The sequence below is a fragment of the Streptomyces liliiviolaceus genome, assembly GCF_018070025.1.
In the GTDB taxonomy this organism is placed as follows: Bacteria; Actinomycetota; Actinomycetes; order Streptomycetales; family Streptomycetaceae; genus Streptomyces; species Streptomyces liliiviolaceus.
The window spans coordinates 4,872,449-4,896,989 of sequence record NZ_JAGPYQ010000001.1 but is presented as its reverse complement, the minus strand read 5'-3'; the positions used below and the strand labels follow the sequence as shown (position 1 = coordinate 4,896,989).

22 protein-coding genes and 1 pseudogene are annotated in these 24,541 nt (G+C 70.0%); 9 read left to right on the top strand and 14 right to left on the bottom strand.

Going from position 1 to position 24,541, the window contains the following annotated elements; all coding sequences use genetic code 11:
- Positions 1-24: 24 nt before the first annotated feature.
- Positions 25-3,174: a discoidin domain-containing protein gene (locus J8N05_RS21445; RefSeq protein WP_247706386.1), complete on the bottom strand. Its 3,150-nt coding sequence runs from the start codon at positions 3,172-3,174 to the stop codon at positions 25-27.
- Between the two features lie 408 nt (positions 3,175-3,582).
- Between J8N05_RS21445 and J8N05_RS21440 the strand changes: the two genes are divergently transcribed.
- Positions 3,583-3,960: a peptidase inhibitor family I36 protein gene (locus J8N05_RS21440; RefSeq protein WP_210884994.1), complete on the top strand. Its 378-nt coding sequence runs from the start codon at positions 3,583-3,585 to the stop codon at positions 3,958-3,960.
- A gap of 108 nt (positions 3,961-4,068) precedes the next feature.
- Here the strand turns inward: J8N05_RS21440 and J8N05_RS21435 are convergent, their stop codons facing one another.
- The 4 genes from J8N05_RS21435 to J8N05_RS21420 all read right to left on the bottom strand — a co-directional run bounded on the left by J8N05_RS21435 (position 4,069) and on the right by J8N05_RS21420 (position 8,430).
- Positions 4,069-4,566 (bottom strand): FBP domain-containing protein, encoded by a 498-nt coding sequence (locus J8N05_RS21435; RefSeq protein WP_210884992.1) that lies wholly within the window; start codon positions 4,564-4,566, stop codon positions 4,069-4,071.
- Positions 4,567-4,714: 148 nt separating this feature from the next.
- Positions 4,715-6,325: an MFS transporter gene (locus tag J8N05_RS21430; protein ID WP_247706385.1), complete on the bottom strand. Its 1,611-nt coding sequence runs from the start codon at positions 6,323-6,325 to the stop codon at positions 4,715-4,717.
- A gap of 642 nt (positions 6,326-6,967) precedes the next feature.
- Positions 6,968-7,582, bottom strand: coding sequence for a TetR/AcrR family transcriptional regulator (locus J8N05_RS21425; protein ID WP_210884990.1), 615 nt, complete (start codon positions 7,580-7,582; stop codon positions 6,968-6,970).
- A complete protein-coding gene (locus tag J8N05_RS21420) occupies positions 7,582-8,430 on the bottom strand; it encodes an oxidoreductase (RefSeq protein ID WP_210884989.1) in 849 nt (282 codons plus the stop codon). Before J8N05_RS21420 ends, J8N05_RS21425 begins: the two co-directional genes overlap by 1 nt.
- Before the next feature lie 199 nt (positions 8,431-8,629).
- Here J8N05_RS21420 and J8N05_RS21415 point away from each other — a divergent pair, with 199 nt between their 5' ends.
- Positions 8,630-8,878 (top strand): hypothetical protein, encoded by a 249-nt coding sequence (locus J8N05_RS21415; RefSeq protein ID WP_210890287.1) that lies wholly within the window; start codon positions 8,630-8,632, stop codon positions 8,876-8,878.
- Entirely contained in the window at positions 8,875-9,246 is a 372-nt protein-coding gene (locus J8N05_RS21410; protein WP_210884988.1) for a fic family toxin-antitoxin system, toxin component, read from the top strand. The genes J8N05_RS21415 and J8N05_RS21410 overlap by 4 nt, the downstream gene beginning before the upstream one ends.
- A gap of 96 nt (positions 9,247-9,342) precedes the next feature.
- Here the strand turns inward: J8N05_RS21410 and J8N05_RS21405 are convergent, their stop codons facing one another.
- Positions 9,343-10,335, bottom strand: a complete 993-nt coding sequence (locus J8N05_RS21405; RefSeq protein WP_210884987.1) for a LacI family DNA-binding transcriptional regulator — start codon at positions 10,333-10,335, stop codon at positions 9,343-9,345.
- Between the two features lie 328 nt (positions 10,336-10,663).
- Between J8N05_RS21405 and J8N05_RS21400 the strand changes: the two genes are divergently transcribed.
- The 3 genes from J8N05_RS21400 (at position 10,664) to J8N05_RS21390 (ending at position 14,455) form a co-directional block, all read left to right on the top strand.
- Positions 10,664-12,382: a discoidin domain-containing protein gene (locus J8N05_RS21400; protein WP_407699923.1), complete on the top strand. Its 1,719-nt coding sequence runs from the start codon at positions 10,664-10,666 to the stop codon at positions 12,380-12,382.
- Positions 12,383-12,497: 115 nt separating this feature from the next.
- On the top strand, positions 12,498-13,868 hold the full coding sequence (locus tag J8N05_RS21395; protein WP_210884985.1) for a DUF1996 domain-containing protein: 1,371 nt from the start codon (positions 12,498-12,500) through the stop codon (positions 13,866-13,868).
- A gap of 11 nt (positions 13,869-13,879) precedes the next feature.
- Positions 13,880-14,455: a DUF305 domain-containing protein gene (locus J8N05_RS21390; RefSeq protein ID WP_210884983.1), complete on the top strand. Its 576-nt coding sequence runs from the start codon at positions 13,880-13,882 to the stop codon at positions 14,453-14,455.
- Between the two features lie 35 nt (positions 14,456-14,490).
- Here the strand turns inward: J8N05_RS21390 and J8N05_RS21385 are convergent, their stop codons facing one another.
- From J8N05_RS21385 to J8N05_RS21370, 4 genes are all read right to left on the bottom strand, one after another.
- On the bottom strand, positions 14,491-15,903 hold the full coding sequence (locus tag J8N05_RS21385; protein ID WP_210884981.1) for a sensor histidine kinase: 1,413 nt from the start codon (positions 15,901-15,903) through the stop codon (positions 14,491-14,493).
- Entirely contained in the window at positions 15,900-16,586 is a 687-nt protein-coding gene (locus J8N05_RS21380) for a response regulator transcription factor (protein WP_210884979.1), read from the bottom strand. The genes J8N05_RS21385 and J8N05_RS21380 overlap by 4 nt, the downstream gene beginning before the upstream one ends.
- Before the next feature lie 264 nt (positions 16,587-16,850).
- Positions 16,851-17,615, bottom strand: coding sequence for a hypothetical protein (locus J8N05_RS21375; protein WP_210890285.1), 765 nt, complete (start codon positions 17,613-17,615; stop codon positions 16,851-16,853).
- Between the two features lie 96 nt (positions 17,616-17,711).
- Positions 17,712-17,930 (bottom strand): hypothetical protein, encoded by a 219-nt coding sequence (locus J8N05_RS21370; protein WP_210890610.1) that lies wholly within the window; start codon positions 17,928-17,930, stop codon positions 17,712-17,714.
- On the opposite strand from J8N05_RS21370, the gene J8N05_RS21365 reads away from it, so the two are divergent.
- A complete protein-coding gene (locus J8N05_RS21365; RefSeq protein WP_210884977.1) occupies positions 17,889-20,060 on the top strand; it encodes a TerD family protein in 2,172 nt (723 codons plus the stop codon). The genes J8N05_RS21370 and J8N05_RS21365 overlap by 42 nt on opposite strands.
- Positions 20,061-20,650: 590 nt before the next feature.
- Entirely contained in the window at positions 20,651-20,887 is a 237-nt protein-coding gene (locus J8N05_RS21360) for a hypothetical protein (protein ID WP_210884975.1), read from the top strand.
- Positions 20,888-21,012: 125 nt separating this feature from the next.
- Here the strand turns inward: J8N05_RS21360 and J8N05_RS47965 are convergent, their stop codons facing one another.
- From J8N05_RS47965 to J8N05_RS21345, 4 genes and pseudogenes are all read right to left on the bottom strand, one after another.
- On the bottom strand, positions 21,013-21,144 hold the full coding sequence (locus J8N05_RS47965) for a hypothetical protein (RefSeq protein ID WP_282108163.1): 132 nt from the start codon (positions 21,142-21,144) through the stop codon (positions 21,013-21,015).
- A gap of 70 nt (positions 21,145-21,214) precedes the next feature.
- On the bottom strand, positions 21,215-22,117 hold the full coding sequence (locus tag J8N05_RS21355; protein WP_210884974.1) for an RNA polymerase sigma-70 factor: 903 nt from the start codon (positions 22,115-22,117) through the stop codon (positions 21,215-21,217).
- A gap of 33 nt (positions 22,118-22,150) precedes the next feature.
- Positions 22,151-23,354 (bottom strand): annotated as a pseudogene (locus J8N05_RS21350) (NAD(P)/FAD-dependent oxidoreductase).
- Between the two features lie 198 nt (positions 23,355-23,552).
- A complete protein-coding gene (locus tag J8N05_RS21345; RefSeq protein ID WP_210884973.1) occupies positions 23,553-24,089 on the bottom strand; it encodes a winged helix-turn-helix transcriptional regulator in 537 nt (178 codons plus the stop codon).
- A 115-nt stretch (positions 24,090-24,204) separates the two neighbouring features.
- Between J8N05_RS21345 and J8N05_RS21340 the strand changes: the two genes are divergently transcribed.
- Positions 24,205-24,510, top strand: a complete 306-nt coding sequence (locus J8N05_RS21340; RefSeq protein ID WP_210884972.1) for a putative quinol monooxygenase — start codon at positions 24,205-24,207, stop codon at positions 24,508-24,510.
- Positions 24,511-24,541: the final 31 nt, after the last annotated feature.

Sequence of the window (24,541 nt, the reverse complement as noted above, 5' to 3'; positions counted from 1 at the left end):
GTGGCCGGGACCGCCGTGGAGTTCTCACCGCAGCGAGAGTTCGACGAGCCGCGCCCCCGCCCCCGCTCCGGATTCGGTGACGACGGCGACGTAGCGTGCATCGGTGTCCGCGCCCAGATCCCGGCTCCGCCCCGTGCCTGTCAGCCGCCCGATCCGCGTGTACGTCAGCCCGTCGGCGCTGACCTCCACCCGGACCCCGGGCACCCACCCTCGCGTCCACCGCGTGCGGATGCCGCGGATCCGCTGCGTCGCACCGAGGTCGACGACCATCCGACCGCCGGGGCCGGGGGTCCAGGCCGTCGCCGGATCGCCGTCCACGGCCGCTGAGGGGTCCGACATGCCCGGCGGCAGAGGCGATGTCGGGAAGACGGTGCGCCCCAGAGCGAGATCGCTGTGCGGATACGCGGGAGTGTCCCGCAGCGTGCAGGTGGCGACCCGCCCCGAGCGCACCACGACCACCGCGTCGGAGCTCGGGCCGACGACCCGGAGACGGCAGGACGGACCGCTGAGCCGGACCGTGGAAGCGTCGACGACCTCCGCGCGCAGGCCCACGGGAAGCCGACCGCCGGACAGCGGACGCAGCGAGAGCCGCGGCGCCAGGACCTGGGCCGTGACGGCGTCGAGCGCGGCCTCGTAGGAACTGCCGGACGTGCTCACCGTCTGCCGGCCCTCGAACAAGGACAGGTGCGATCGGGACTGCGGGATCGCGACCTGCGTGGCGATCGCCCGGTCGGAGAGGTTGAACAGGCTGAGATGGCCGTACGTGAGAGCGGCACGTACGGCACCGTCCGTGGCGTGCGGCGCGGGGCGGCCGGCCAGTTCACGCAGGGCGGCGGGGGAGGCGTCGGGCAGTCCCTCGACCAGCAGCGGGGCGGCCGGTCCGTCCGCCAGGACCACGGTGTCGCCGTACACGGCCAGCGGGTGTTCCGAGTCCCGCACCACCAGTCCCGCACGGCCGTCGACGTCGAGCCAGCCACCCCGGCTCGACGCATCGGGGACCGGCCACGACACCAGGTCGGTCCACTCCTGGCCGTCCACGGAGCCTTGCAGAAGGTAGGCGCGCCCCGCGGCGGCCTCCCAGCGCAGACTCACCCGGTCCACGGAGTGCGATCCGCCGAGGTCGACGGCGAGCCAGCTGTCCGTGCGGGGGCGCTCCGCCCGCGAGACGGCCCATCGGCTCGTCGGGTTCCCGTCCACCGCCAGGGCCGGCTCCTTGCCGGGGTCGAAGGACGACGCGGTGGCCGTCGCAGCCCGGGCGAGGTCGGTGCCCGCCGCCCCGTCGCGTGCCTCGAACGCGAACAGCGAGTACCCGTACGTCGGATCGGGCCGGACCCCGGCCATCCGCAGATGCCGTACCTCGGTCCGCGCGAACGTGAGGTCGTCCACCCGCGGGGAGGCCACCGGCGGACGGGCGTCCTGCGCGGTGACCGTGGCGCTGCCCTCCGCGAAGCGGTAGGTACGGGAGCCCGACAGCCCGGCCACGCCGGGCATGGTGAGGTTGTGCACCTCCAGATGCCCCTCGCCGGCGGCGACGCCCGTGGTCGCGTAGACGACGGCGCCCGAGGGAAGAGACGTCCAACCGGCGTACTCCGCGCCCAGGCGCAGCACGGTCGCGCTGCCGTCGAACCCGTCACGGACCCGGCTGTACGTCCGCACCCGGCGGCTCTCGACCTTGCCCGACACGGTCGGGAGGAACATCGGAGTGCCGCCGCTGACCTTGAACAGCCAGTCGTCGTGCGCCGGTTGCCAGGCGAACTTCACGAAGCCCGGCTTGGAGACGGCACCGGCCCAGGCTCCGGGCGACTGGTGGGAGACGAGACCCGGCTCGGCTCCGAAGTCGGTGACGCCGGAGGCGTGCGCGAACAGGTCGGCCTCGGACAGCGGGCGGACCGTGCGCCCCTGCTCGGCAGCCCACACATGCAGGAGGTAGCTGATGGCCAACTCGGCCCTGGCCTCCGGCTCGTACTTCGGTTCGCCCGAGAACTTCGCCAGCCGGTACTCCGGAGGGTAGGCCTGGTACGCCTCCAGCCGCGAGGCCAGCGAGCGCTCGGCACGGGCCGCCGCCCGGTCGCCGCCGATCTGGGCGAGGAAGGCGAGCGGGACGACGTCCCGCCCGTAGAGGTGCTCGCGGTCCGCCACCATGGGCATCAGCGGCTCTCCGGCGTCGCTCATCACCCCGAGGAGGGTGCGCCACAGGAGGTCGGCGTTCGGCTGCCGGGTGAGTACCTGCGGCATCGGGCGCCCGGCGGCGATGAAGTGCGCGGCATTGCGCCCCGACGTACGCCACAACTCCTGCTGGTAGTGCGGGCCGAAGGAGCCGTGGTTCTCGACGATGAACGTGTCGTACAGGTTGCGGGCCGTGTTCGCGGTGACGGGAACGCCGTCGACGCGCACCGGGTTGGCGAGGTCCGCCGGGGGCAGCCCCGCTTCGTTGCGCGACCAGGTGCCGTACGCGGCCAGCCAGTCGGCGTGCCGGGGGTCGTCCGCGGCCCAGGCCGCACCGGGGGCGAGGGACTGGGCGTACACGCCCATCTCCTCCAGCTTGGTGTCCTTCTGGTAGCCGCCGGAGAGCCCGTGGGGGGTCCAGTCACCGGAGTCCGGGTCGTCACCCGTGCCCAGGCCGGCCGTGTAGGCCGCCTGTTCGCGCGCGATCGTGTCGACGTGTTTCCGGGTCACCGCGTCGAGCTCGTCCCACAGGAGTCGTGCGGCGAGGACGAAGTACGACTGGAAGGTCGTGTCGAAGAACAGCTTGCGGCCCCACTGGGCGCCGCCGGTCAGCCGGTTGGAGGCGGCGAAGTGCTTGATGGTCGCCAGGGTCCGGGTCCGCAGCGTCTGCTCGTCGACACCGGCCCGGTCGCCGTCGTACGCACCGTGCGTGAGGAGGACCGCGTTGCCAAGGACCACGGCGAAACCGAAGTCCTTGTCCGTGTAGTACCCGCGTGCCTGGTCCCATTGCTGCTCCGACCAGCGGGTGTGGTTCAGCAGGACACGATGGTAGACGGCCGCCACGTCGTCCGGCGCCGCGCCGGATCGCCCCGCGAGCCCACCGGAACGGTCCTCGGCGTGGGCGGCGGCGGGCCCGAGTGTCAGAGGCAGAGCGGCCAAGCCCGCGGAGACGCCGAGGAGTTGGACGAAACGGCGCCGGGCGACCGGGGGAGCAGGTATGCGGGACACGATCGGCGCCTCTCTCCATGAGCCGGACAACGTTGTCAAGCGGCAGCGGTAATCCTTCGTCCTGTCGACGGGGTGCGTCAAGGGCTGTGACGTGTGCGGCTGTCTGCCGCTCATGAGTACCGGGCGTGCTCAGGCGCAGCGCGTCTCTCAGGCTCTCGGACGCGACCGGGGCCGTCGGGCAGGGCCCGGCCGCTCGGGCGCTGCCCCGGCCGGTATCCCTGTTCCTGCGCCTGAGCAGCGGGTTTCAGGTGTGGCTGAAGGGTCTCGCGCTGCCCCCGCGATCTGCGTCATGGTGTGGACGTGATCCGCGTACGGACCGACCTACGTACGGACCGACCTTCGTACGGGCCGGTCGCCGTACGTCCTGGCGCCAGGGCCGATGGCCACGACCAGAAACAGGGGAACGATATGCGCAAGAAGGCTGCGGCAACCCTCGCAACCGCCGCTGCGATGCTCGGTGTCATCGCCTCGGCCACCACCGCCTCCGCCGAAGCGAATCCGCCCGGATGCCCCAAGGGGTACTTCTGCGCTTACAGCGGGCCGGATCAGACCGGATCGCTGGTGCTCAAGACGGCAGGCAACTGGAGCGGCCAGGTGAACTTCCGGTCCGTCTTCAACAACGGATACGCGTTCCCGGGAGCCGACCACGTCGACATGACGTACTGGTACGAGGGGGATGGCACCGTCACCAGTTGTCTCCACTACAACCCCGGGCCCGGCCAGTACAAGTGGACCGCTCCCTACACGGAGGTCGTCTACAGCGTCCGCTGGCGAGGCGAGTGCTGACGCGGACACCCATGACCCACGGGGGTGATCGCCGGGGCCGGCTGTGCCTGCCGCGGTGGTCGGGATGACAGGGGCTCGGCGGCGACGTCCGTCGAGCCCCTGTCGGCGTCAGTTCAAGACCCGCTCCACGAACGCGTCGAGGTTGCCGCGCAGCCGCTCGATCTGCTGCTCGACGGTGAGGGACTCCTCCATCCGCCCGCCCGGCGCCGCCTTCTTCCTGCCGCGTACGTACAACGAGCAGTCCAGGTCGGCGCAGATGTAGACGCCCACCGAGTTGCCTCCGCGGCCGGCCGGGCCTGCCTTGGGGGCGCTCATCAGGGAGACACCGCTGCCGGGATGCGTGGTCAGGCACAGCGAGCACAGGCTGCGGCGAAGGAAGCCGCGGTTGCCGGAAGAGGAGCGCAGGGACAGGCCGACGAGTTCATCGGCGCGTTCGACGACGAGATACTTGCGATCGGGCGCGGACAGATCGAACCAGCCCAGGAAGTCCAGGTCGTCCCAGTGGTCGAGGTCCGCCAGGTTCTTGGGCAGGGGGAGGCGTTTGGCCTCGCCCTTCGAGCAGTTGACGAACGAGGTACGGATGTCGTGCTCGGTCAGGGGTTTCATGGGAGGTCCTTCGAGGGGTGAGGTGGAGGGTGGCCGGACACGACCTCGGCGCGTAAGCCGGTGGCTGGACGCGGCCCAGGCTCGTCAGGCCGGTGGCGGGACGTGGCCCCGGCTCGTTGTGCCGGTTGTGGGACGTGGCCCTGGCTGGTCAGGCCCGTGCGTCGGTTCCGGCATGCTTCGGCGTCTTCCGCCGTACGGTGAGGCCCGCCACCAGGGCGGCGAGCAGCAGGACGCCCGCCGAGCACCGGTAGGCGACGGAGAAGCCGTGCACCATGCCTTCGTCGAGGGTCGCGCCGCCGTGGACCGGATCGTGCACGTGCGAGTGGACGTAACGGCCGGTGGCGATGGTGTTGAGCAGCACGGTGCCCAGCGAAGCGCCCATCTGCTGAACGGTGTTGAGCACGGCCGAGGCCACACCGGCGTCCTGCGCGGGCACGCCGGCCGTGGCCGTCGCGTAGACCGGCATGAAGGTCAGGCCCATGCCCAGGCCGAGCAGCAGCAGGGCGGGCAGCACGCGCGGGACGTACTGCGCATGCACGGTCAGGCTGCTGAGCAGCACCATTCCGGCGGCGGCCAGCACCATGCCGGACGACATCAAGACGCGCGGTGCCGTGCGTGGCAGCAGGCGGGCCGCGATCTGGGTGGCGCCGATGACGATGCCGGCCGAGATCGGCACGAAGGCCAGGCCCGTCCGCACCGGCGGGTAGCCGAGGACGACCTGCAGGTAGTACGTCAGGAACAGGAAGACGCCGAACATGCCGACGGTGGCCAGGCCCATCGTCGCGAGCGATCCGGCCCGGACACGGTCCTTGACGATGCGCAGCGGCAGCAGCGGGCTCGCAGCGCGGCTCTGCCACCACACGAAGGCGGCGAGCAGGATCACGCCGGCCACGAGCAGCGTGAGGACCGACGGGTCGGCCCAGCCGCGAGGTTCAGCCTCGCTGAACCCGTACACGAGGGCGACGAGCCCGCCGCAGCCCAGCAGTGCGCCCGGCACGTCCAGGCGCCCGTCCCGACGGCCGGTGCGGTCGCGCAGGAAGGCCGGTGCGCCGAGCAGGGCGGCCAGCGCGATGGGCACGTTGACGTACAGGGACCAGCGCCAGTTCAGGTACTCGGTCAGCAGACCGCCCACGATCAGGCCGACCGCGCTGCCGCCGCCGGCCAGCGCACCGTAGACCCCGAACGCCCTGGCCCGCTCCTTGGGGTCGGTGAACGTCGTCGTCAGCAGTGACAGGGCCGAGGGCGCCAGGAGCGCCGCGAACGCACCTTGCAGGGCCCGCGCCGCGAACAGCATCCCGGGACCGGCCGCCGCGCCGCCCAGTGCGGAGGCCGCGGCGAACCCGGCCAGGCCGATGACGAAGGTGCGCTTGCGGCCCACCAGATCGGCGATCCGGCCGCCGAGCAGCAGCAGCCCGCCGAAGGCCAGCGTGTAGGCGGTGATCACCCACTGCCGGTCGCCGTCCGACATGCCGAGAGCGTGCTGGGCGGAGGGCAGCGCGATGTTCACGATGGTGCCGTCGAGGATCACCATCAGCTGGGCGAGGGCGATGACGGCCAGCGCCCACCAGCGCTTCGGATCCGGTGCCGGTGCCGGTGCCGCTGCCAATGCCGGTGTCGGCACAGGAGTCGGAGTCGCGGCGGGAACCTCGCGGTCCGGAGAGCGGCCGGTGGCCGTGGAAGGGGTGGAGAGGCCGCGGGGGAGGGATTCCCCTCCGGGACGGGATTCCCCTCCGGGACGTTCGGGAGGACTCTTGCTCATGACGATCACGCACGTTTCGTGTCGAAGCGCTGTCGAGACAGCCGGCCAGGGACGGTCGCGGTGGTGACGACGGGCCGGTGTACGCAGCACGGGGACACGGCAGGGCGGTGGGGCAGCGGGAACCGCGAACAGCACCCGGGGCCTGCCTCACCAACCGCGTGTCATTCACGCCGGTGCTCTTGCCGGTCGTGCGGCGCGGAACGCCGAGATCACGATGACCAGCAAAAGAAGGGCCCGTCTTCGGGCGCGCGCCCCCGCGGCCCGCGCGGCGGTGAACCGCGCAGGCCAGGACATCTCGTGACGCGGCATCTCAGGAAGATGCCGACGACAGGAAACAGGAAGGGGGAGGAGCTACCGCGCGCCGCAGAGGAGGGAGGGCACACGGCCGGAGGCAACTATGGCCGCAACGCATTCAGCACGGTCCATGTCTCTCGCCTCCTTCCGGGCAGGGCACGCGGTGCGTGTCGACGCCGAGCGCGCCGAACGGGGCGGCAGCGAACCTGCCGCACGAAATCCCGGACAGGCTACCCCATCGGCGCCACTGCGTGATCGGAATTACCGACCGCCCGCGCACACACGGGGTTTGACGACGGCCGTCGTCCATCCTCCTCAGCGGCTGATGCAGTCCCGACACCGGATGCATCAGGCGGTCAGGCCCGCGCTGACCAGCCAGATGTGTTCACAGGTCGAGGATGCGTTTTGCAGATCCTCGCGGGACTCCTGCGAGGCGTGGTAGAAGGTGCGCTCGATCATCCAGCACAGAGCGCGTGCCATCGCCGACGCTTGTTCCGGCTCGCCGCCGGCCCGAATGCCGGCCCGTTCCAGGACGGCCGTGATGGCTGCGATGAACAAGTCAGCTGTACGGCTCCACAGTTCGCCGATCTCCGGCACGGTCAGCGACAGGTCGATCGCCGTACGCATGACCAGGCCGTGCTCGTTCCACAGCTCGACCGTGCGCCGCATGGCTGCCGCGATGGCCTGGCGCGGTTCATCGGCCTGCGCGGTGACCCGCGACCGCTCCCACAGGTGCTCGACCGTACGGGCCACGAGCGCCGTGACCACTTCTTGCTTCGAGCCGAAGTAGAAGTACAGGGCGCCACGCGTGATACCGGCGCCCTGGGCGATGTCGCCGACGGTCATGGCGTCGTAGCCCTTCTGCGCCAGCAGGGCTTCGCAGGTGTCCAGAATGGCCCGCTCCCGGACGTCGCCCTTGCGCTCGGTGCCGCGTCGGCTTCGCGCGGGGTGGTTGCCGGGCATCAGAGCTGAGCACCTTCGGCGAAGTCGGTCGTACGGGAGAGCGTCTCCCAGGCGCGGATGTCCTCGTCCACGGCCGTGCGCGCGGCGGTGACCAGTCGCAGCGCGTCCGAGCCCAGGACGAGGTGGGCCGGCGGCTGGTCGACCGACGTGATGTGTACGACGGCGTCCCCGGCCTTGGCCGGGTTGCCCAGTTGATTCCCGCTGGCCTTCTGCCGCCCTTCACGGATGGGGGCGAACAGCTCGTCGTAGTCGTCGATGGACCGCTCGGCACGTGTCATGGACCGTCCGGCCCAGTCGGTGCGGAAGGAGCCGGGCTCGATCGCCGTCACGTGGATCCCGAACTGCGCGACCTCCTTGCCCAGCGCCTCAAGGATGCCTTCCAGCGCGAACTTGCTGCCGCAGTAGGCGGACATGCCGGGCACGGCCATGAGCCCGCCCATGGAGGTGACGGCCATCAGATGTCCGCTACGGCGCCGGCGCATGTGGGGCAGCACGGCCTGCAGGGTGGACACCACCCCGAACACGTTGACCTCGAACTGCCGCCGCACCTCGGCCAGCGGGGTCTCCTCGAAGGTGCCCTCCAGGCCGAAGCCGGCGTTGGCGATGACGACATCCAGAGCTCCGACGCTCTGCTCCACCTCAGCGACCACACGCGCGACCGCGTCGCCGTCCGTCACGTCGAGGATGCGGCCGTGAGCGTGTCCGGGTTCGAGCTCTTCGAAGGCCCGCAGGTCCTTCTCCGAGCGGACGGTGCCGACGACGGTGTGCCCGGCGGTCAGGGCCGCTTGGGCGAAGGCGCGTCCGAGGCCCGTGCTGACGCCGGTGATGAGCCACTTCTGTTCCTGCACTGTTCCTCCAGCTGGGACTCGGACGGAGCCTGGTTGCTCCCTCACCCAAAAGTCTACACGGTGTCGATTTTTATCGTCGGAGTGCAGATTCCGGTAGGGCGACAGGGAATCTGGGGCATCCAGCGCCCGCGCCGCATCCGCCCGCGCCACATCCCCCGCGCGGCAGCTACCACCCTGCTACCATCTGGGTGTGACTTCCATGAAGAAGCAGACGCAGGTCCGGCTGGAAGAGGACGTCCTCGCCGCCGGCAAGGCCGCCGCGGCCGCCCGACGGCTCGACTTCAACAAGTACGTGGAGCGGCTGATCATCGAGGACACCACCGGTGCTCGCGCCGCGGGCATGGCGGCGGCCCAGCGGCTCATCAATGAGCACGGCGCCTTCCTCGACGACCTGGAGGAGCAGCTCGACGCCCCGTACGCGCAGCCGCAGCCGGGTGCCGCCGCGTGATCCTGCACGTCGACGAATCCTGGATCCTCGAAGTCGCCGAACGGGCGGGCCATCGCGACCCGGCCGCCGACGACTACGGCGTGCCGATCGCCGCCGTGGCCCGCCATCGCGGCGAACTCCTCGACACCCCCGTCTACGACGGCCCCTACGCCCGCGCCGCCGCCCTGGTCCACAGCCTCGGCCGCTGCCGCTGGCTGGAACGCTCCAACCTCACCGTCGCCTGCGCCGTCGCGGTCATGTACCTCGAAGCCAGCAACATCCCCGTCAACCCCACCCGCGAACAACTCACCGCGCTCGCCAACGAACTCAACGACCCGCACTGCACCGCCGAACGGATCACGGCCTTCCTCCGCACCTGGAAACCCTGAAGGAGGGCCGTCCGGCTTCCCTGGCCACCGAGCCGGTCCCGGCGGTTCCGGAACGCGAGATCAGTCGCGAGACCGGTCGCGGAACAAGCCGCGCGGTCAGGTCGATTCGCGCACCACGAGTTCGTTCGGCATGATCACCGGATCTGTGGGGCCGCCGTCTATCAGGTTGAGGAGCAGGTGGACGGCCGCGGTCGCCTGGTCCGCCATCGGGCTGCGTACCGAGGTGAGTGCGGGGCTCGTGTAGGACGCGGCCTCGATGTCGTCGAAGCCGATCACCGCCACGTCCTCGGGCACGCGCCGGCCCGCCTTCTGGAGCGTGCGCAGGGCTCCGATCGCCATCAGGTCGTTGGACGCGAACACCGCGTCGAGGTCGGGATCGTCCTCCAGGAGCTGGCGCATGGCTTCGGCGCCGGACGCCCTCGTGAAGTCGCCCAGTGCCACGATCGAGCGCCGACCGGTGTCCTGCAGCGTCTGCCGGTAGCCGGCCAGGCGCTCGCGTGCCTCGTGGAGTTCGAGCGGCCCCGTGATGGTGGCGATCCGGCGCCGGCCGCGCTCCAGCAGGTGACGTACGGCCAGCGCCGCTCCGCCGGCGTTGTCCAGCGCCACGTACGGGACGTCCTGTGCGGAGGTGCGGTTGAAGGACACGACGGGCAGACCCTGCCGGGCGAGCGCGGCCGGCAGGGAGTCCGTACCGTGCAGGGCGACCAGGAGTACGCCGTCCACGTGTCCGCCGGCGATGTACTGCACCACCCGGGTCCGGCTCTGGTCCGATTCCGCGAGCATGAGCACGAGCCGTTTGCCCGCCTTCTCCAGCTCTCGGCTGACGGCGCGGACCACGGCCGAGAAGAGGGGGTCGTCGGAGACGACTCCCTGCGGCGGGTCGGAGACCACCACGGCGAGGGTGTCGGTACGGCGGGTGACGAGGTTGCGGGCAGCCCCGTTGGGCACGTAACCCAGTTCGCGCACCGCGCGCATGACGACGTCCCGGATCTCCGGGGCGACCGTCGTCTCGCCGTTGATGACGCGGGAGACGCTCGATTTGGACACGCCCGCCCGAGCGGCGACCACTTCCAGAGTGGGGCGTTTCATCCCTGTCCGTCCCCTGTGTCGCCGCCCGGGTTCGTGCGCGGGGCGGGTTTTCTCATCAGGGCGACCTCCGGCTCAGCGTCATGACGTTGTGAGCAGCGTATCCGCAGGCAGGAGCGTCATGAGCATGCCCAAGAGTCCCTCGCCTCCTGCGCCGTCTCCGGGCCGACGATGTCGCGCGAGCGGCTCCAGGGACCGCTCCCTGAAGAATTCGTACGCGTAACACCGCTGTTTTTCCAAGGTGAAACAGCTCTTGACAGCTTTCACGCATCCCTCCATTCTCCCCTTCAGGGAGCGCTCCCTCACCTCGCCCCCACTTGAGGAGTCGCCCGTGCAAGCTCTGTTGCGTCGCTGCGCCTTATTTCTGACGCTCGCCGCCTCACTACTCACGTTCATCGCTCTGCCCGCCCCCTCCGCACAGGCAGCGGAGGTCCTGCTCTCGCAGGGAAAGACCGCCACCGCCTCAAGTACCGAGGGGGACTTCAACGCCCGCAGCGCCGTCGACGGAGACCCCGGGACGCGGTGGTCCAGCGCCTTCGCCGATCCGCAGTGGATCCAGATCGACCTCGGCGCGAGTGCCGGGATCAGCCGGGTCGTCCTCAACTGGGAAGCCGCGTACGGCACCGCGTTCAGGATCGAGGTGTCGAGCGACGCGCAGACATGGACCACCGTCCACCAGACGGCCTCGGGCACGGGCGGCACCCAGAACCTGACGGTCACCGGCACCGGCCGCTATGTGCGCATGTACGGAACCCAACGCGCCACCGCCTACGGCTACTCGCTGTGGGAGTTCCAGGTGTACGGCACCGCCGGCGGTACCGGCGGAGACCCGGGCAGGCTGCTCTCCTACGGCAGGCCGGGCGCGGCCTCCTCCTCCCAGAGCGACGGGAACTGCTGGGAGTGCACACCGGCCAGGGCGTTCGACCGTGACCCCGCCTCGCGCTGGGCCACCAGCTCCACCACCGGCTGGACCGACCCGGGCTGGATCTCGATCGACCTCGGCGCGACGGCACAGATCGACAAGGTCGTCCTGCAATGGGATCCCGCCTACGCCAAGTCCTTCCAGATCCAGGTCTCACCGAACGGCACCGACTGGACGCCGATCTACTCGACGACGTCAGGCACGGGCTTCAAGCAGACACTGACCGTCTCCGGCACCGGCCGCTACGTGCGCATGTTCGGCACGGAACGCGCCACCCCGTACGGCTACTCGCTGTGGGAGTTCCAGGTGTACGGCACCGGCGGGGACCCGATCACGCCCCCGCCCCTGCCGAGCGACCCCGCTAACCCGCCGCGGCTGGTGTGGAGCGACGAGTTCGACGGCGCCGCGGGCGGCAAGCCCGACGCCTCGAAGTGGCGGGCCGACCCGGGTACCGGGCCGAACAACGAGCTGGAGTACTACACCGACCATCGCAATGCCTCGCTGGACGGGTCGGGACACCTGGTGATGGAGGCCCGCAAGGAGGTCACCGCCGGATCGTCGTGCCCGCGTGACCCGTTGAGCGGCAGCACCACCTGCCAGTACACCTCGGCGCGGATGAACACCGGCGCGACGTTCCAGTTCACCTACGGGCGCGTCGAAGCACGCATCAAGGTGCCCAAGGGCAACGGCCTGTGGCCCGCGTTCTGGATGATGGGCGCCGACTTCCTGACGGGCCGGCCGTGGCCGTACAACGGCGAGGTCGACATCGTGGAGGTCCTCGGCAAGGACGTGAAGACCGCGTACTCGACCGTCCACGCGCCCGCCTACAACGGTGGAGGCGGCATCGGTTCGCCGTACACCCTGCCCGGGAACGCCGACTTCTCCGACGACTTCCACACCTGGGCCGCCGACTGGAACAGCAAGGGCATCACCTACAGCCTGGACGGCCGGACCGTCTTCTCCCTCGACAAGGACCAGGTGGAGCAGACACGCGGGCCGTGGATCTTCGACCACCCGCACTACATGATCCTCAACCTCGCGGTCGGCGGTGACTGGCCGGGTCCGACGGACGCGAGCACTCCCTTCCCGTCCAAGATGCTCGTCGACTTCGTACGGGTCTATCAGTAGCCGTCGGTTCCCAGGCCGGGGCCCGGGCCGACGACCGGGCCCCGGCCACCTCGGCGTTCGTTCAAGCAGCTCCGTCGCACCATTCCGTCACCCCCGATGTTCGTGAGGAAGTGAGATGCGCAGATATCGCGTCCCCCTGTACACACTCTTGGTGAACGTCCTGGTGGTCGCTCTGGCCGCCGCCCTGAGCCTGACCGTGTCGACCCAGCGGGCGCAGGCCGCGACGGTCACCGTCCAGGCCGAGTCCTACGCGGCCCAGTCGGGCGTCGGGCTGGAGGCGACCGCGGACATGGGAGGCGGGCAGAACGCCGCGTTCCTCGCCGACGGCGACTGGATGCGGTTCGACAACGTCGACCTCGGCACGGCCGGCCGGCTGACGGTGTCGGCCCGGATCGCCTCCGCCGTCGGCTCGGGCACGGTCGAACTGCGTACCGGCAGCCTCACCGGACCGCTGCTCGCGGTCATCTCGGTTGCCCCGACCGGCGGTTGGCAGACCTGGGCGACCCGGGAGACCGAGGTCTCCAGCCACCCCACCGGTGCGCAGACGGTGTTCGCCGTGGTGCGCGGCTCGGGGGCCGGTGACTTCGTGAACATCAACTGGTTCTCGTTCGTCGGAGAGGGCGGCGGCGCGGCGCCCGGCTGGGTCCCCGTCGACCAGACCAAGTGGAACGCCCAGCTGAGTCAGTTCCGTGCGATGACGCCGGCCGCGGTGCCCGGCGGTGTGGTCCGGGTTCCGGAGTTCAACGCCACCTGCACCTACAGTCACTCCAGGCCGGACGACCCGATCGTCCTGCCGGGTCTTCCCGGCGCGTCCCACATGCACAGCTTCTTCGGCAACAAGAGCACCGACGCGTTCACCACGACCCAGTCCCTGCTGTCCAACAAACCGACCAGTTGCACCCCCGCCGACGACCTCTCGGCGTACTGGATCCCTTCCCTCTACGAGGGCGACAGGGCCGTCGAGGCCGAGGGCATGATCGTCTACTACGGTTCCCGGCTCACCGACCCCTCGGCGACCGTGCCCTTCCCTGAGGGATTCCGCATGATCGCGGGCGACGCCAAGGCGCAGACGCCCACCCCGGCGGGATCGACCGGTCAGTACTGGTGCTCCGGCGAGGGCGGTGAGATCGGCCGCAGCGCCGACGGCAACTGGCCTGTCTGCGCCCCGAAGGCCCACCTCACCCACCAACTCGTCTTCCCCGACTGCTGGGACGGCAAGAACCTCGACAGCCCCGACCACAAGTCGCATGTGGCGTTCACCTACGACGGCAAGTGCAGCGGCGCCTACCCCGTCGCCATCCCCAACCTCTCCTTCGTCGTCAGCTATCCGACCAGCGGCAGTAGCGCGGGCTTCCGGCTGGCCTCGGGCATGGCGTCGTCCATCCACGGCGACTTCTTCAACGCCTGGGACAACGCCGCTCTCGGACACCGAGTGAAGGACTGCATCACCCAGAAGGCCAAGTGCAACTCCGCCGGCACGTTCTGACCCTGTGGTCGGTGTGCGCCGCGGTTGTGGCGCTGCTGGTCGCCGGCTGCACCGCGCAGCCGGCGACCAGCGGTACGTCGCCGGGAGCCGCCGCGTCGCGGACATCGGCCTTCAACGCGACCGACACCGCCTGGATCCTGCTGATGATCCCCATGGCCGAGCGTGCCCGGCAGCTGACCGACCTGGCGCCCTCCCGCTCGGCGGACCCGGCCGTGGCCACGCTGGCGGCGAGGACCGGTTCGGCACTGCGTACGGACCTCGCCCGTCTGCGCGCCGCGCTGAAGCGGTCGGGTGTACCGGACACGCGCCCCCACGAGGGGCACAACATGCCGGGCATGGTCGGCCTCGACACCCTCGACACGGCGGCCGCCACGAAGGGCCGGCCGTTCGACCTGATCCTCACCGACGCGCTGCGCGCCCATTTCACCCAGTCCCGGATGCTGTGCGCCGGCGAGCAGAACCAAGGCCGTGCCGACGAGGCGACGGGACTGGCGGCGGCCATCGCGAGGAGTACGGCGCAGCAGATGGCCGGACTGGACAGGCTACGAACGGCGCCTCCTGCCACGCCCGGTAGCCGGACCGGGTAAGGCCTGCCGGTCCGCACCGTACGAGGCGGCGCACTTCAGGGCAGGCGCGCGGGAAGGCGGAGAGTGAAATGCGCGCCACGGGTACGGGGAGTGATCTCAAGGGTGCCGTGGTGGGCGGTGGCGATGCGCTGGGCGATGGCCAGGCCGAGACCGGCACCACCGGTGTCCTGCGCGCGGGCGTCGTCGAGGCGGGTGAAGCGTTCGAAGATCCGCTCGTGGTCCTCGGGCGGGATGCCGGGGCCGTCGTCGACGACGTCAACCACCGCTGTGCCGTGGTCGGTGTCGTGGGTCAGACGGACCGCAATGGCACTGGTCGCGTAGCGTTCGGCATTGTCGAGGAGATTGCCGATGACGCGGGCCAGCAGAGCCGGGTGGCCCGTCACGGCGACCGGGCCGGGCTCCGTGCGCAGGTCGATCTCGATGCCGTGCGGCGGTCGACGACGGACGGTCTCCTCCCGTACGACGTCGGTGAGGTCGACGGTCCGCCGCGGTTGCCGGTCGCCGTGCTCGGCGTCGAGACGAGCCAGTAGCAGCAGGTCCTCGGTCAGTTCCTGTACGCGGATGGTGTCCTCGTGGGCCGCGCGAACGACCTGGGGCCAGTCGGCGGCATCAGGCCGGTTGAGGGCGAGTTCGAGTTCGGTGCGCAGGCAGGCGAGCGGCGTGCGCAGTTCGTGCGAGGCATCCGCGGTGAACTGCCGCTGCCGGTCGACGGCGGTCTGCAGCCGGTTGAGGGTGGTGTTCATGGTGGTGGCGAGACGCGCGATCTCGTTGCCCGCTCGGGGAACGGGAACGCGCCGGTCGAGATGACGGGCGCTGAGCTCGGCGAACTCGGCACGGATGGCCTCGACCGGTCGCAGCACCCGGCCGGCCGCGAACCATGTGCTGCCCGCGATCAGGGCTACGAGCCCCAGTGTTCCGCCGGCCAGGGACCAGACGAAGGTGTTCAGCCGGGCCTGTTCGGCTCGGAGCGAATAGATCAGCACGACGTAGTCGGAGAACTGGGGATAGGCGCCTGGCCGCTGGATAGGGGTCGAAGAGGTCCAGGGGGCGAGGGACAGCGCTCCCTGATTGTTGAGGGCGTCGTACATCGCCTCGCGGCCGGACGGTCCGGGCTTGCCGGAACTGAAGTCGTAGGGCTTCCTGCAGAAACTGACGCGCTGGGGGGCCTGGGGCGTATGTGGGTTGGAGTGGCAGCGCGGTACTGGTTTGTGCTTGTCGGTCACTTGATCGCGCTTCACTTCCACGCGCAGCCAGTGCTGGGTCTCCGCGCTGCGCCGCTGGCCGTCCTGGAGGATCGAGGCCCGTACCGCGAGCGCCGTGCCGGTGGCGGCCGCGGCCAGGGGCACCGCGGCGATCACGGCGGCCAGGAGGGTCAGCCTCAGGCGGATCGTTGCGGGGGACAGCCGACGCAGCAGGGGCATCAGCCGTATCAGACGTATCCATTTCATGGTGGTGTGCCTTCGCCGGCGTCGAGGCGGTAGCCGGCGCCCCGGACGGTTCGGATCGAGCGCCGCTGGAAGGGAGTGTCGAGTTTGCGGCGCAGGGCGCTGATGTAGACCTCGACGATGTTGACGTCGCCGTCGAAACGGTCGTCCCAGACATGTTCGAGGACCTCGCACTTGGACACCGTCTGGCCCTTGCGGCTGGCCAGATACTCCAGAACGGCGAACTCACGGGCGGTCAGTGCCATCTCGCGGCCACCGCGTCGGCAGTGGCGGCCGGCCGGGTCGATCTCCAGGTCTCCGATCCGGATCACGCTGGGCCGCTCGGGGCGGCCTCGGCGGATCAGGGCGCGCAACCGGGCTGCGAGTGCGACAAAGGAGAACGGCTTGGTGACGTAGTCGTCCGCGCCGGTGTCCAGGCCCTCGGCCTGGTCGTACTCGCCGTCCTTGGCGGTGAGCATCAGGACCGGCGTCCACACGCCCTCCTGGCGCAGCTGCGCACACAGCCGCAGGCCGTTGAGGCGAGGCAGCATCACGTCCAGTACGAGTACGTCGTATTCGTTCTGCAGCGCCAGCTCCAGGCCGCGTGGACCGTCATGAGCCATGTCGACGGCGTACCCCTCGCCGACCAGGCCCCGGCCCAGCAGCTCCGCCAACCGCCGGTCGTCCTCGACCACCAGTATCCGCATGCCCCCAGCATGACCGATCGGTCCTGTGGGGAACCTGAAGGGCCTTCAGGAACCTTCAGGTTCCCCACAGTCGGGTCATGCCACTGTCTTTTCACGGCCCGCCGAGGAGGGGGATCCACGGATGCGGGACGAGGGGGGCAGGGTTCCGGATGTCCGGGACCGGGGACCGGGCCGGGCGAATCACCGGCCCGGTCCCAGGGGGACGGCCGGCCCGGAAGCCGTCCGCCGGGCTGCCGAACAGGTCGAGAGGCAGCCCAGGGACATTCACTTCACTACGACGTTGTCCCCGGCCGAGTTCGACGGTCCGGTGGTGGTGTTGCCGTAGTACACCCAGCGCCACGTGCCGGTCTTGGACGCCTTCACGGTCGTCCTGAGCTGACCCGAGCCGTTCGCGTACACCTTCTTCACCGTGGTGTAGGAGGCGGCCCCGGTGGGCTTGAACTGCAGGCTCACCAGGCGGCCCCCGGAGGAGGCGTACTTCCGGGTCTCCCAGTTGGCCCGCGTGACCTTTCCGGTCACGGTGATCGTGCTGCCCTTGGTCACCGGCTCGGGCGAGGCGTTCACGGTCAGACGGGAGTTGCGCTTCACGTAGGCCGTGAGGCCCTTGTCGTCGGTGTCACCGCCGCCGCCCTGGAAGTACACCTCGGCCGCGACCTTCCAGGCTCCGGCCTCGCTGTTGTGCATGTCCCATACGCTCGGGTCGAAGAACATCGTCTCGTCGAAGTCGCAGACGCCCGAACTCACCTTGATGCAGTCGCTCGTCTCGATGGCGTGCCACAGCCGGTCATCCGCATTGCCGCGGTACAGGAACACCGCCGGCCACTTCCACTTGTGGGTGGTCGTCATCCGGAAGGAGGCGGGCACCGCGACCTCCTTCGACACCCCGATCACGATCGGCTTGCCACCGTTCACCTGGACACGGGTGAACGAGACCCCGCCTTCGGCCGCACCGGCCGGCACCGCGGCAACACCGGTGAACACCGCGACCGCGCCACCGGCCACGACAGCTCTCCAGAGCTTCTTCCCCACTTGATCCCCGATCTCTGTAGACAAACGCACCGGAGACCGATCCTCCGGCGCGTTCTTCAGACGGCTGTGGTCTACACGGGGTTGTACGCCAGTGGATCACGATCGGGCATCAGACGATCTTCGCCGCGCATGGGATGATGCGCCGGGCTTCCGGGCCTCGATGTCGGCATCGCTGATCCACTCCAGGCTCCCCAGGGCGACCGCGGGCACGCCGTACTGCACCACGCAAAAACCCCAGTGCATGTGTTCGTACGTCTCTGCGATCATCCCTGAATGGCGCACGATTTCGACGCACTGGTCATTCGGCACACTCACCGTCTTTCCTCCCCTCAGGGCTCCGCGGGTCAAGGGGCCGTCGTGGCGCGGCAGTTCGACGCGGCGCTGGCGTCGGTGGGTTTCAAGCTGTCCGCTCAGTTGCTGGAGCGGCTGTCGGGGCTGTCCGAGGCCGCCGTCGTGCGTACCGCCAGGCGGACCCTGCGGACGGTGAGCGAGATGGTGGGCGACCATGTCCAGCACAACTCGTATTTCATCGACTTCCCGGCGAACGTGCCGGACACCGAAGAATTCTGGATGCGGTGCGTGACGCAGGCGCTCGCCGACAAAACGTCGCGCGAGAGTGTGGTGGAGCAGCTGACGCACGGGATGCTGGATCTGCTCAGCCTTCCCGTGTACGGCCGTTATCAGCACACCTACGAGGAGATGCTCGCCGCGCAGGACGAGCTGATCGCCTCGGCACGGGACCGGGTGACCGTCCTGCACCTCGGCTCGGATCTGGACACCGAACTCACCAGCCTGTACCTGGCTTTGGCCGGCTCCACGACACCCCTGGGCGAGGAGCACCTGCTCGACCTCAAGGCACTCGCCGAGCGGTGCGCGCTCGGGCCACAGCCCGAGTCGATCCCGGTCCGGGAGAATCGGGCGGCTGTCAACGCCGCCCGTCTCGCCGTCGGCGCGGACCTCCTGCTGGACACCGTCACCGACGTGCTCCGGCTGGCCTGCGCACTGTCGGGCGGCGACGTGACACTGCGGGAACCGACCCGGTTCCGCACACTGTCACGTCCGGCCCGCCGTGCCCTGCTCGCGGGCCTCGACACCGTCATCGCGGCGAACCCTGCCAAGCTGGCCGATGTGCACGCCCACCGGGAGCCGTTCAAGCGGCTCGGTGAGCGTCTGCACCCGCACGAGTACCCGCGCTGGCCTCACGCCGCCGACGTGTTCGCGGTGGCGCGGGGCGAGAAGCCGGCGTGGTCCTTCGACAGCCGTGTCGAGAAGCGGCTCGACGAGTTCGACGTCCTCGGCGCGGTGCGGCTGCTGCAGTCCGCTCCCGGCAAGCTGTTCCGCTCCCTGGACCTCCTGCTGCGTACCGCCGCCGACCAGGAAGAGCGGGATGCGGTGGTGGCCGCCGCGGTGCGGGTCGCCCCCGAGGTCTCCGGCCGGGTCGTGCTCTCCGTCCGCGAGCACTTCCACAACCGGGAACGGGAGACCGGCGAAGCCCGCATCTTCATCAACAGTCGCGGCCGGGGCTGGGTGACCCCTGACGTCCGGCCACCCGTCCCCGCCGCCGACCGCGACCGTCTGATCAGTGCACTGGACGCCGAGATACGCCGCAGGCTCCCGGCACCACGCCGACTGCTCCTCGACCCCGACGTCCTCGACGTGGCGCTCCCGCTCAGCGGCAGGGCCACCACGGCGGGGCTCGGCGTCCTGCCGCGCGGGTCACTCTCCACGGTCGACGGCGAACAGCTGCGGTTTTTCGCGTACTGGAAGGAGACCGAGAAACGGACCGACTACGACCTCTCGGCGCTGCTCCTCAACGCCGACTACAGCACTGACTCCTGGCTCTCCTACACATCGCTCACGGCTGCCGGAGCTGAGCACTCGGGTGATGTCACCGAGGCACCCGAGGGGGCCTCGGAATTCATCAACCTGTCATTGGGCCGGGTCCGTAGCACGTTCATCGTTCCGCAGGTCAACATCTACGCCGGTGAGGGCTTCGAGGAAACAGCCGAGTCGTTCTTCGGCTTCATGCTGCGGGACGGTGAGCAGAAAGGCCGGCCGTTCGAGCCGCGCACGGTGCGTATGAAGTCCGAGCTTCGCGGAGTGGGCCGAGTGGCGCTGCCGCTGGTGTTCCGCCGGGAGGACGACGGCCGGTGGCGCGCGAAGTGGCTGCACCTGTACCTGAAGGGCATCTCGTCGGCCAACCGGGTCGAGGAGAACCAGGTGTCGGTGGCCAAAGCGGTACGCGCCCTCGTGGAGCGGCAGCAGTTGACGGTGTGGTACCTGGTGGATCTGATGTCCGACGACTCCACGGTGGTGGACCTGTGGGACGGCGAGCCCGTCCCGGACGAACCCGTGCTCTACATCGGGCTCGAACGTCCCGAGGGCCTGCACCCGGACTCGACGGCCATCACCCTCGAAAACCTGCGCGACGTGATCCCGGGCTGAGTGCTAGCGTTCATCACGGCGAGGCCATGAAGGGGCTTCCTTCTCAATTTCCTGCAATGAAAACAAGTTCTTTCGCTTTCCTCGCCGCCGACGTCGCTTCGGGCGGTGCCCGCGCTCACCACGCGGGCACCGCCCGAACCGCTTTCCGAGCCTGCTCCACAGGGTTCCGGGACCCGGACGGTCCGGAACATGTCCGGCACTCGCCGGACGCGGACGGGGTCGGCCGTGCCGGATGTCTCCACTGCCCTGACGGGGGAGGGGATGGACAGCGGCGACCCGGTTCCCTCACGCAAAGGGAGGGCGGCCCCGGCGCGGCCGGCGGTGCTGTGCCCGATGGACGTACTGCCGACGTACGGCTTCGCGTGGCGCGGCGGACGTGTCGGCGCTGTCCGGTTCGGTGAGGAAGCGGCGCCGTTCCCGGTCGCACCCTGCCGACCAGGGCCGTCGGGGGGACGGTGGGCCAGTTCTGGGCGAGTGCGGAGGCGGTTCCGCTTGCGGTCAGGGACGGCGACGACCGGTTCGGTGTCGGCGGACGCGTGGACAACACGGCCCCTGAATCCGAACTGCCCCTTCGTGTTACGAAGTTGGGCATGTCGGATGAACGTCGGGCGACCGGGCGGTCGCGGACCCCGTGGCCACGCCGCCGGGTGAGGTTCGGTCTGGCGGTGCTCGGCTTCGGCGGCGCCGCTGTCTTCTCCCACTTCTGGCTGGGGGAGTCGTGGAGCGATGTCCTGTGGCTGGCCATAGCGCTGATCGTCGTGTGGACGGCCGCGCAGGAGGTCGTGCAGGCCCGGGGCCGCAGGCACGGTAGGCGGCAGGAGCGTTGACGGGAGCGGGTTCGCCGACGCGAGCGTGCCCGACGTCGGGCCGAAGGTGATCAGCGGCGGGGCCGGCGCGAGATCGTCCCCGAGTACGCACCCGAGTACGCGCCCGCGCTCAGGCCCGCCGGGGACTACTCCCACGCGACGGCCACGACCGCTGCGGCCGCCGCGAACGACCCCACAGCGTAGAAGGCCCGCGGTCGCTTGTTGCGCATGCCCACCAGTGCGGTCACTGCCACCAGGACGTCAAGGGCCAGTTTCACCCCACTGCCGTCGCAAACAGCTCGCCTCACCGAACCCAACCCAACCAAGTCGCTCACCAACTACGGGAGTTCATCGCAGGGTGAGCGGAGTCTCGGATGCGGTGCGGGACAGCTTCTCGGGGTTCCGGACGACGTAGAGGCCGGTGATGCGGTCGGCCTCCACGCGGGCCGCCACGATGCTGTCCAGCTCACCGTCCAGGTGGACCGCCAGCGCCGGACTGCCGTTGACCATGGTGGGGCCGAAGGTGACCGGGATCGTGTTTTTGCCGAGCCCGCCCGCCAGCAGGCGGGCCACCTTCTCGGCGCCGACGATCGGCCGCAGCGCGGCATGCTTCACGCCGCCACCGTCGCCCATGTAGACGACGTCAGGCGCGAGCACGTCGAGCAACGCCTGCAGGTCCCCGTCCTCCAGTGCCCGCGCGAACGACTCCACTGCCGCCCGCGTCTGACGCTGGGAAACCACTGCGCGTGGGCGCCGGGCGTCCACGCGACGGCGGGCGCGGTGCGCGATCTGGCGGACGGCTGCCGGGGTCTTGTCGACCGCCGCCGCGATGTCGTCGTAGCCGACGTCGAAGACCTCGCGCAGGACGAAGACGGCCCGCTCGGTCGGTGACAACGTCTCCAGGACCAGCATCACTGCCATCGACACGCTCTCGGCGAGTTCGACGTCCTGGGCCACGTCCGGGGTGGTCAGCAGCGGCTCCGGCAGCCACGGGCCCACGTACGACTCCTTGCGCCGGGACATCGTGCGCAGCCGGTTGAGTGCCTGCCGGGTGGTGATCCGGACCAGGTACGCGCGCTGGTCGCGCACCTGCTGGAGGTCGACGTCGACCCAGCGCAGCCAGGTCTCCTGCAGGACGTCCTCGGCATCGGCCGCCGAGCCGAGCATCTCGTACGCGACGGTGAAGAGCAGGTTGCGTTGCGCGATGAAGGTCTCGGTGGCCTGGTCGGCGGCGGCGCGATCATCACTCATGTCCCGATCATCTCCCCGTCGTCCGCCCCGTACTCAGGAAGTCCGTTCGACGACCGGTGCCTCGGCGCGCAGGGTCGCCAGCGCCTCACGGCGTACGGCGCCGCCCTTCACGCGGTGCAGGCTGTACCCACCGGGCTTGTGCGCCTCGTCGGCCAGGTGCTTCACGATGCCCTTACACACGCCTTCCTTCATCCTCGCGCCGAGGCGGCCGTCGATGTGGAACCACACCGCCACGTCGGACCTGTTGCCGAACTGGAAGATGCCGGTGCCCCGGCCCAGGCTGATGCACTGCGCTCCGAACGACTGGTTGAGGGGCCCGGGCTGTTCCCCCGCCAGCCGGCTGAGGACCGTGTCGGCGGCCCGCGCTCCGAGCGGCATCGCCGTCTGGCAGCTCATCCGCAGCGGCAGGCCCGACGGCGCCGCCGAGTCTCCGGCCGCGACGATGCGGTCGTCATCCACGCTCGTCAGCGTCTCGTCCGTGAGCACACGGCCCAGCACGTCGGTGCTCAGCCCGCTGCGGGAGGCCAGGTCCGGCACGCCGAAGCCCGCGGTCCAGATGGTCACCGCGCTGGGCAGCTGCCGGCCGTCGGCGAGCCGGACCGCGTCACGTGCCACCGCCGTCACCTTCGCTGCGGGGCCTTCCACAACCTTCACCCCGAGCGCCGCCAGCCGCCCGGCCACCGACCGCCGTCCCCGCCGGTGCAGGTACGGACCGAGCACCCCGCCGCACACCAGGGTCACGCTGCGGCCCTGCTCCGCCAGCTCGGCGGCGGTCTCGATGCCCGTCGGACCGGCTCCGACGACCGTCACCGCGGCCGACGCGGGCGCGGCGTCGAGGACCGGCAGCAGCCGCTGCGCCTCTTCCAGGCCGGCGATCGGGTAGGCGAACTCGGCCGCCCCGGGCACCTGCGGGTCGGCGCTGCCACTGCCCACCGCGTACACCAGGTAGTCGTAGCCGACCGCACCACCGCTCGCCAGCTCCACACCGCGCCCGGCCGCGTCGATCCGCGTCACGCTGTCGACCACCAGCCGCACTCCCTGCGCGAGGACCTCCTGGTAGTCGACGACGGCGGTGTTCGGTCCCGCCCACCATCTGGTGCAGGCGGACCCGGTGGACGAAGGTGGGCCGCGGGTTGATCAGTGTCACCGTCACGCCGTCGTGCTGGGTCAGGCGATTGGCCGCCATGACTCCGGCGTATCCGCCGCCCACCACGACCACGTCCGTGTTCTGCACCATGATGATGTCTCCCTCGGTTCGACCGGTTCGAGCTCAAGACACCGGCTGCGCCACCCCTGTGACAGCATGTGATCCAGTTCACTTTTCATGCGTGGGCGTCCGGACCGGGTGAGTCGAGGCGTCCCATTCGGCGGACAGCGGGGCCTGAAATCGAAGATCCCGACCGGGAGTTGTCGGAGAACGCTTCGCTGCAAGCCCTCAGCGGGATGCGCGCGGTGTCGTGATCGGTTCGAGCAGGCGGCGCGGCGTGTTGATCGCGGTCGACACCGGATCCTGAACGGAGTCCGACGGCTGGAATCCGGGGCCGGTCTCCACCCGGATCGCCGGAACGGGGACGACCGAACCGCACTCCTGGCAGCGCCCCTGGGCGTCGAGGAGGCCCCCGTCCTGGTCGTGGCGGAGGACGCGCCTCGGTCCGTCGGGGGAGTAGAAGGCCTCGCCCCAGTTCATCAGGGAGTGGACGACCGGCCACAGGGCGATTCCCTTGGCGGTCAGCAGGTACTCGACGCCGCCCGCACTGTCGTCGTCACGGGTGAGTACGCCCTCCTGCACGAGGGACTTGAGTCGCGAGGTCAGGACCGCGCGCGGGATCCCGAGCTGCGTGGCGAAGTCCCCGAACCGCCGCACCCCGTAGAACGCGTCCCGGACGATCAGCAGCGTCCAGCGCTCTCCGACGACCTCCAGTGTTCGCGCCAGCGGGCAGTTCCGGTCCGCGTAGGTCTTGGGGAGCGTCATACGCCGATTCTAACAGAGCTGGTTCACTCACTGAACTGGCGCGTGCTACGGTGACGAGCAGGATAGTTCAGTCAGTGAACTGCTCAAGGCGTCGAGCTTCGAGGAGAGCGGCCTCATGTACCAATTCCTGGTTTCCTTCACCGTCCAGCCGGAGCATCGCGACGACTTCGTGGAAGCGGCCGGGCGGGCCGCGCGCGACTCCCTCGCCAACGAGCCAGGCTCGCGGCGATTCGAGATCATCGCCGACGAGGAGAACCCCGACGTCTTCTATCTGAACGAGGCCTACGCGGACGTCGAGGCCTTCGACGCGCACGCCGGAGGCCCCTACTTCGCCGCGTTCTTCGCGCGGGCCAGCGCCTACGCCGAAGGCCCGACGTGGCTCATGAAGGGCAACCTCGTCGGCGGCAAGGCCGCCGCCTGAGCCGGAACCTCGGCCCGGTCGACCCCGGCCG

Coding starts and splice junctions, on each gene's coding strand:
- J8N05_RS21395 (WP_210884985.1), top strand. CDS start 12,498: ATGCGCAGATATCGCGTCCCCCTGTACACACTCTTGGTGAACGTCCTG.
- J8N05_RS21415 (WP_210890287.1), top strand. CDS start 8,630: ATGAAGAAGCAGACGCAGGTCCGGCTGGAAGAGGACGTCCTCGCCGCC.
- J8N05_RS21405 (WP_210884987.1), bottom strand. CDS start 10,335: ATGAAACGCCCCACTCTGGAAGTGGTCGCCGCTCGGGCGGGCGTGTCC.
- J8N05_RS21435 (WP_210884992.1), bottom strand. CDS start 4,566: ATGAAACCCCTGACCGAGCACGACATCCGTACCTCGTTCGTCAACTGC.
- J8N05_RS21430 (WP_247706385.1), bottom strand. CDS start 6,325: ATGAGCAAGAGTCCTCCCGAACGTCCCGGAGGGGAATCCCGTCCCGGA.
- J8N05_RS21345 (WP_210884973.1), bottom strand. CDS start 24,089: ATGACGCTCCCCAAGACCTACGCGGACCGGAACTGCCCGCTGGCGCGA.
- J8N05_RS21360 (WP_210884975.1), top strand. CDS start 20,651: ATGTCGGATGAACGTCGGGCGACCGGGCGGTCGCGGACCCCGTGGCCA.
- J8N05_RS21365 (WP_210884977.1), top strand. CDS start 17,889: ATGGCGCACGATTTCGACGCACTGGTCATTCGGCACACTCACCGTCTT.
- J8N05_RS21340 (WP_210884972.1), top strand. CDS start 24,205: ATGTACCAATTCCTGGTTTCCTTCACCGTCCAGCCGGAGCATCGCGAC.
- J8N05_RS21440 (WP_210884994.1), top strand. CDS start 3,583: ATGCGCAAGAAGGCTGCGGCAACCCTCGCAACCGCCGCTGCGATGCTC.
- J8N05_RS21425 (WP_210884990.1), bottom strand. CDS start 7,582: ATGCCCGGCAACCACCCCGCGCGAAGCCGACGCGGCACCGAGCGCAAG.
- J8N05_RS21380 (WP_210884979.1), bottom strand. CDS start 16,586: ATGCGGATACTGGTGGTCGAGGACGACCGGCGGTTGGCGGAGCTGCTG.
- J8N05_RS21385 (WP_210884981.1), bottom strand. CDS start 15,903: ATGAAATGGATACGTCTGATACGGCTGATGCCCCTGCTGCGTCGGCTG.
- J8N05_RS21355 (WP_210884974.1), bottom strand. CDS start 22,117: ATGAGTGATGATCGCGCCGCCGCCGACCAGGCCACCGAGACCTTCATC.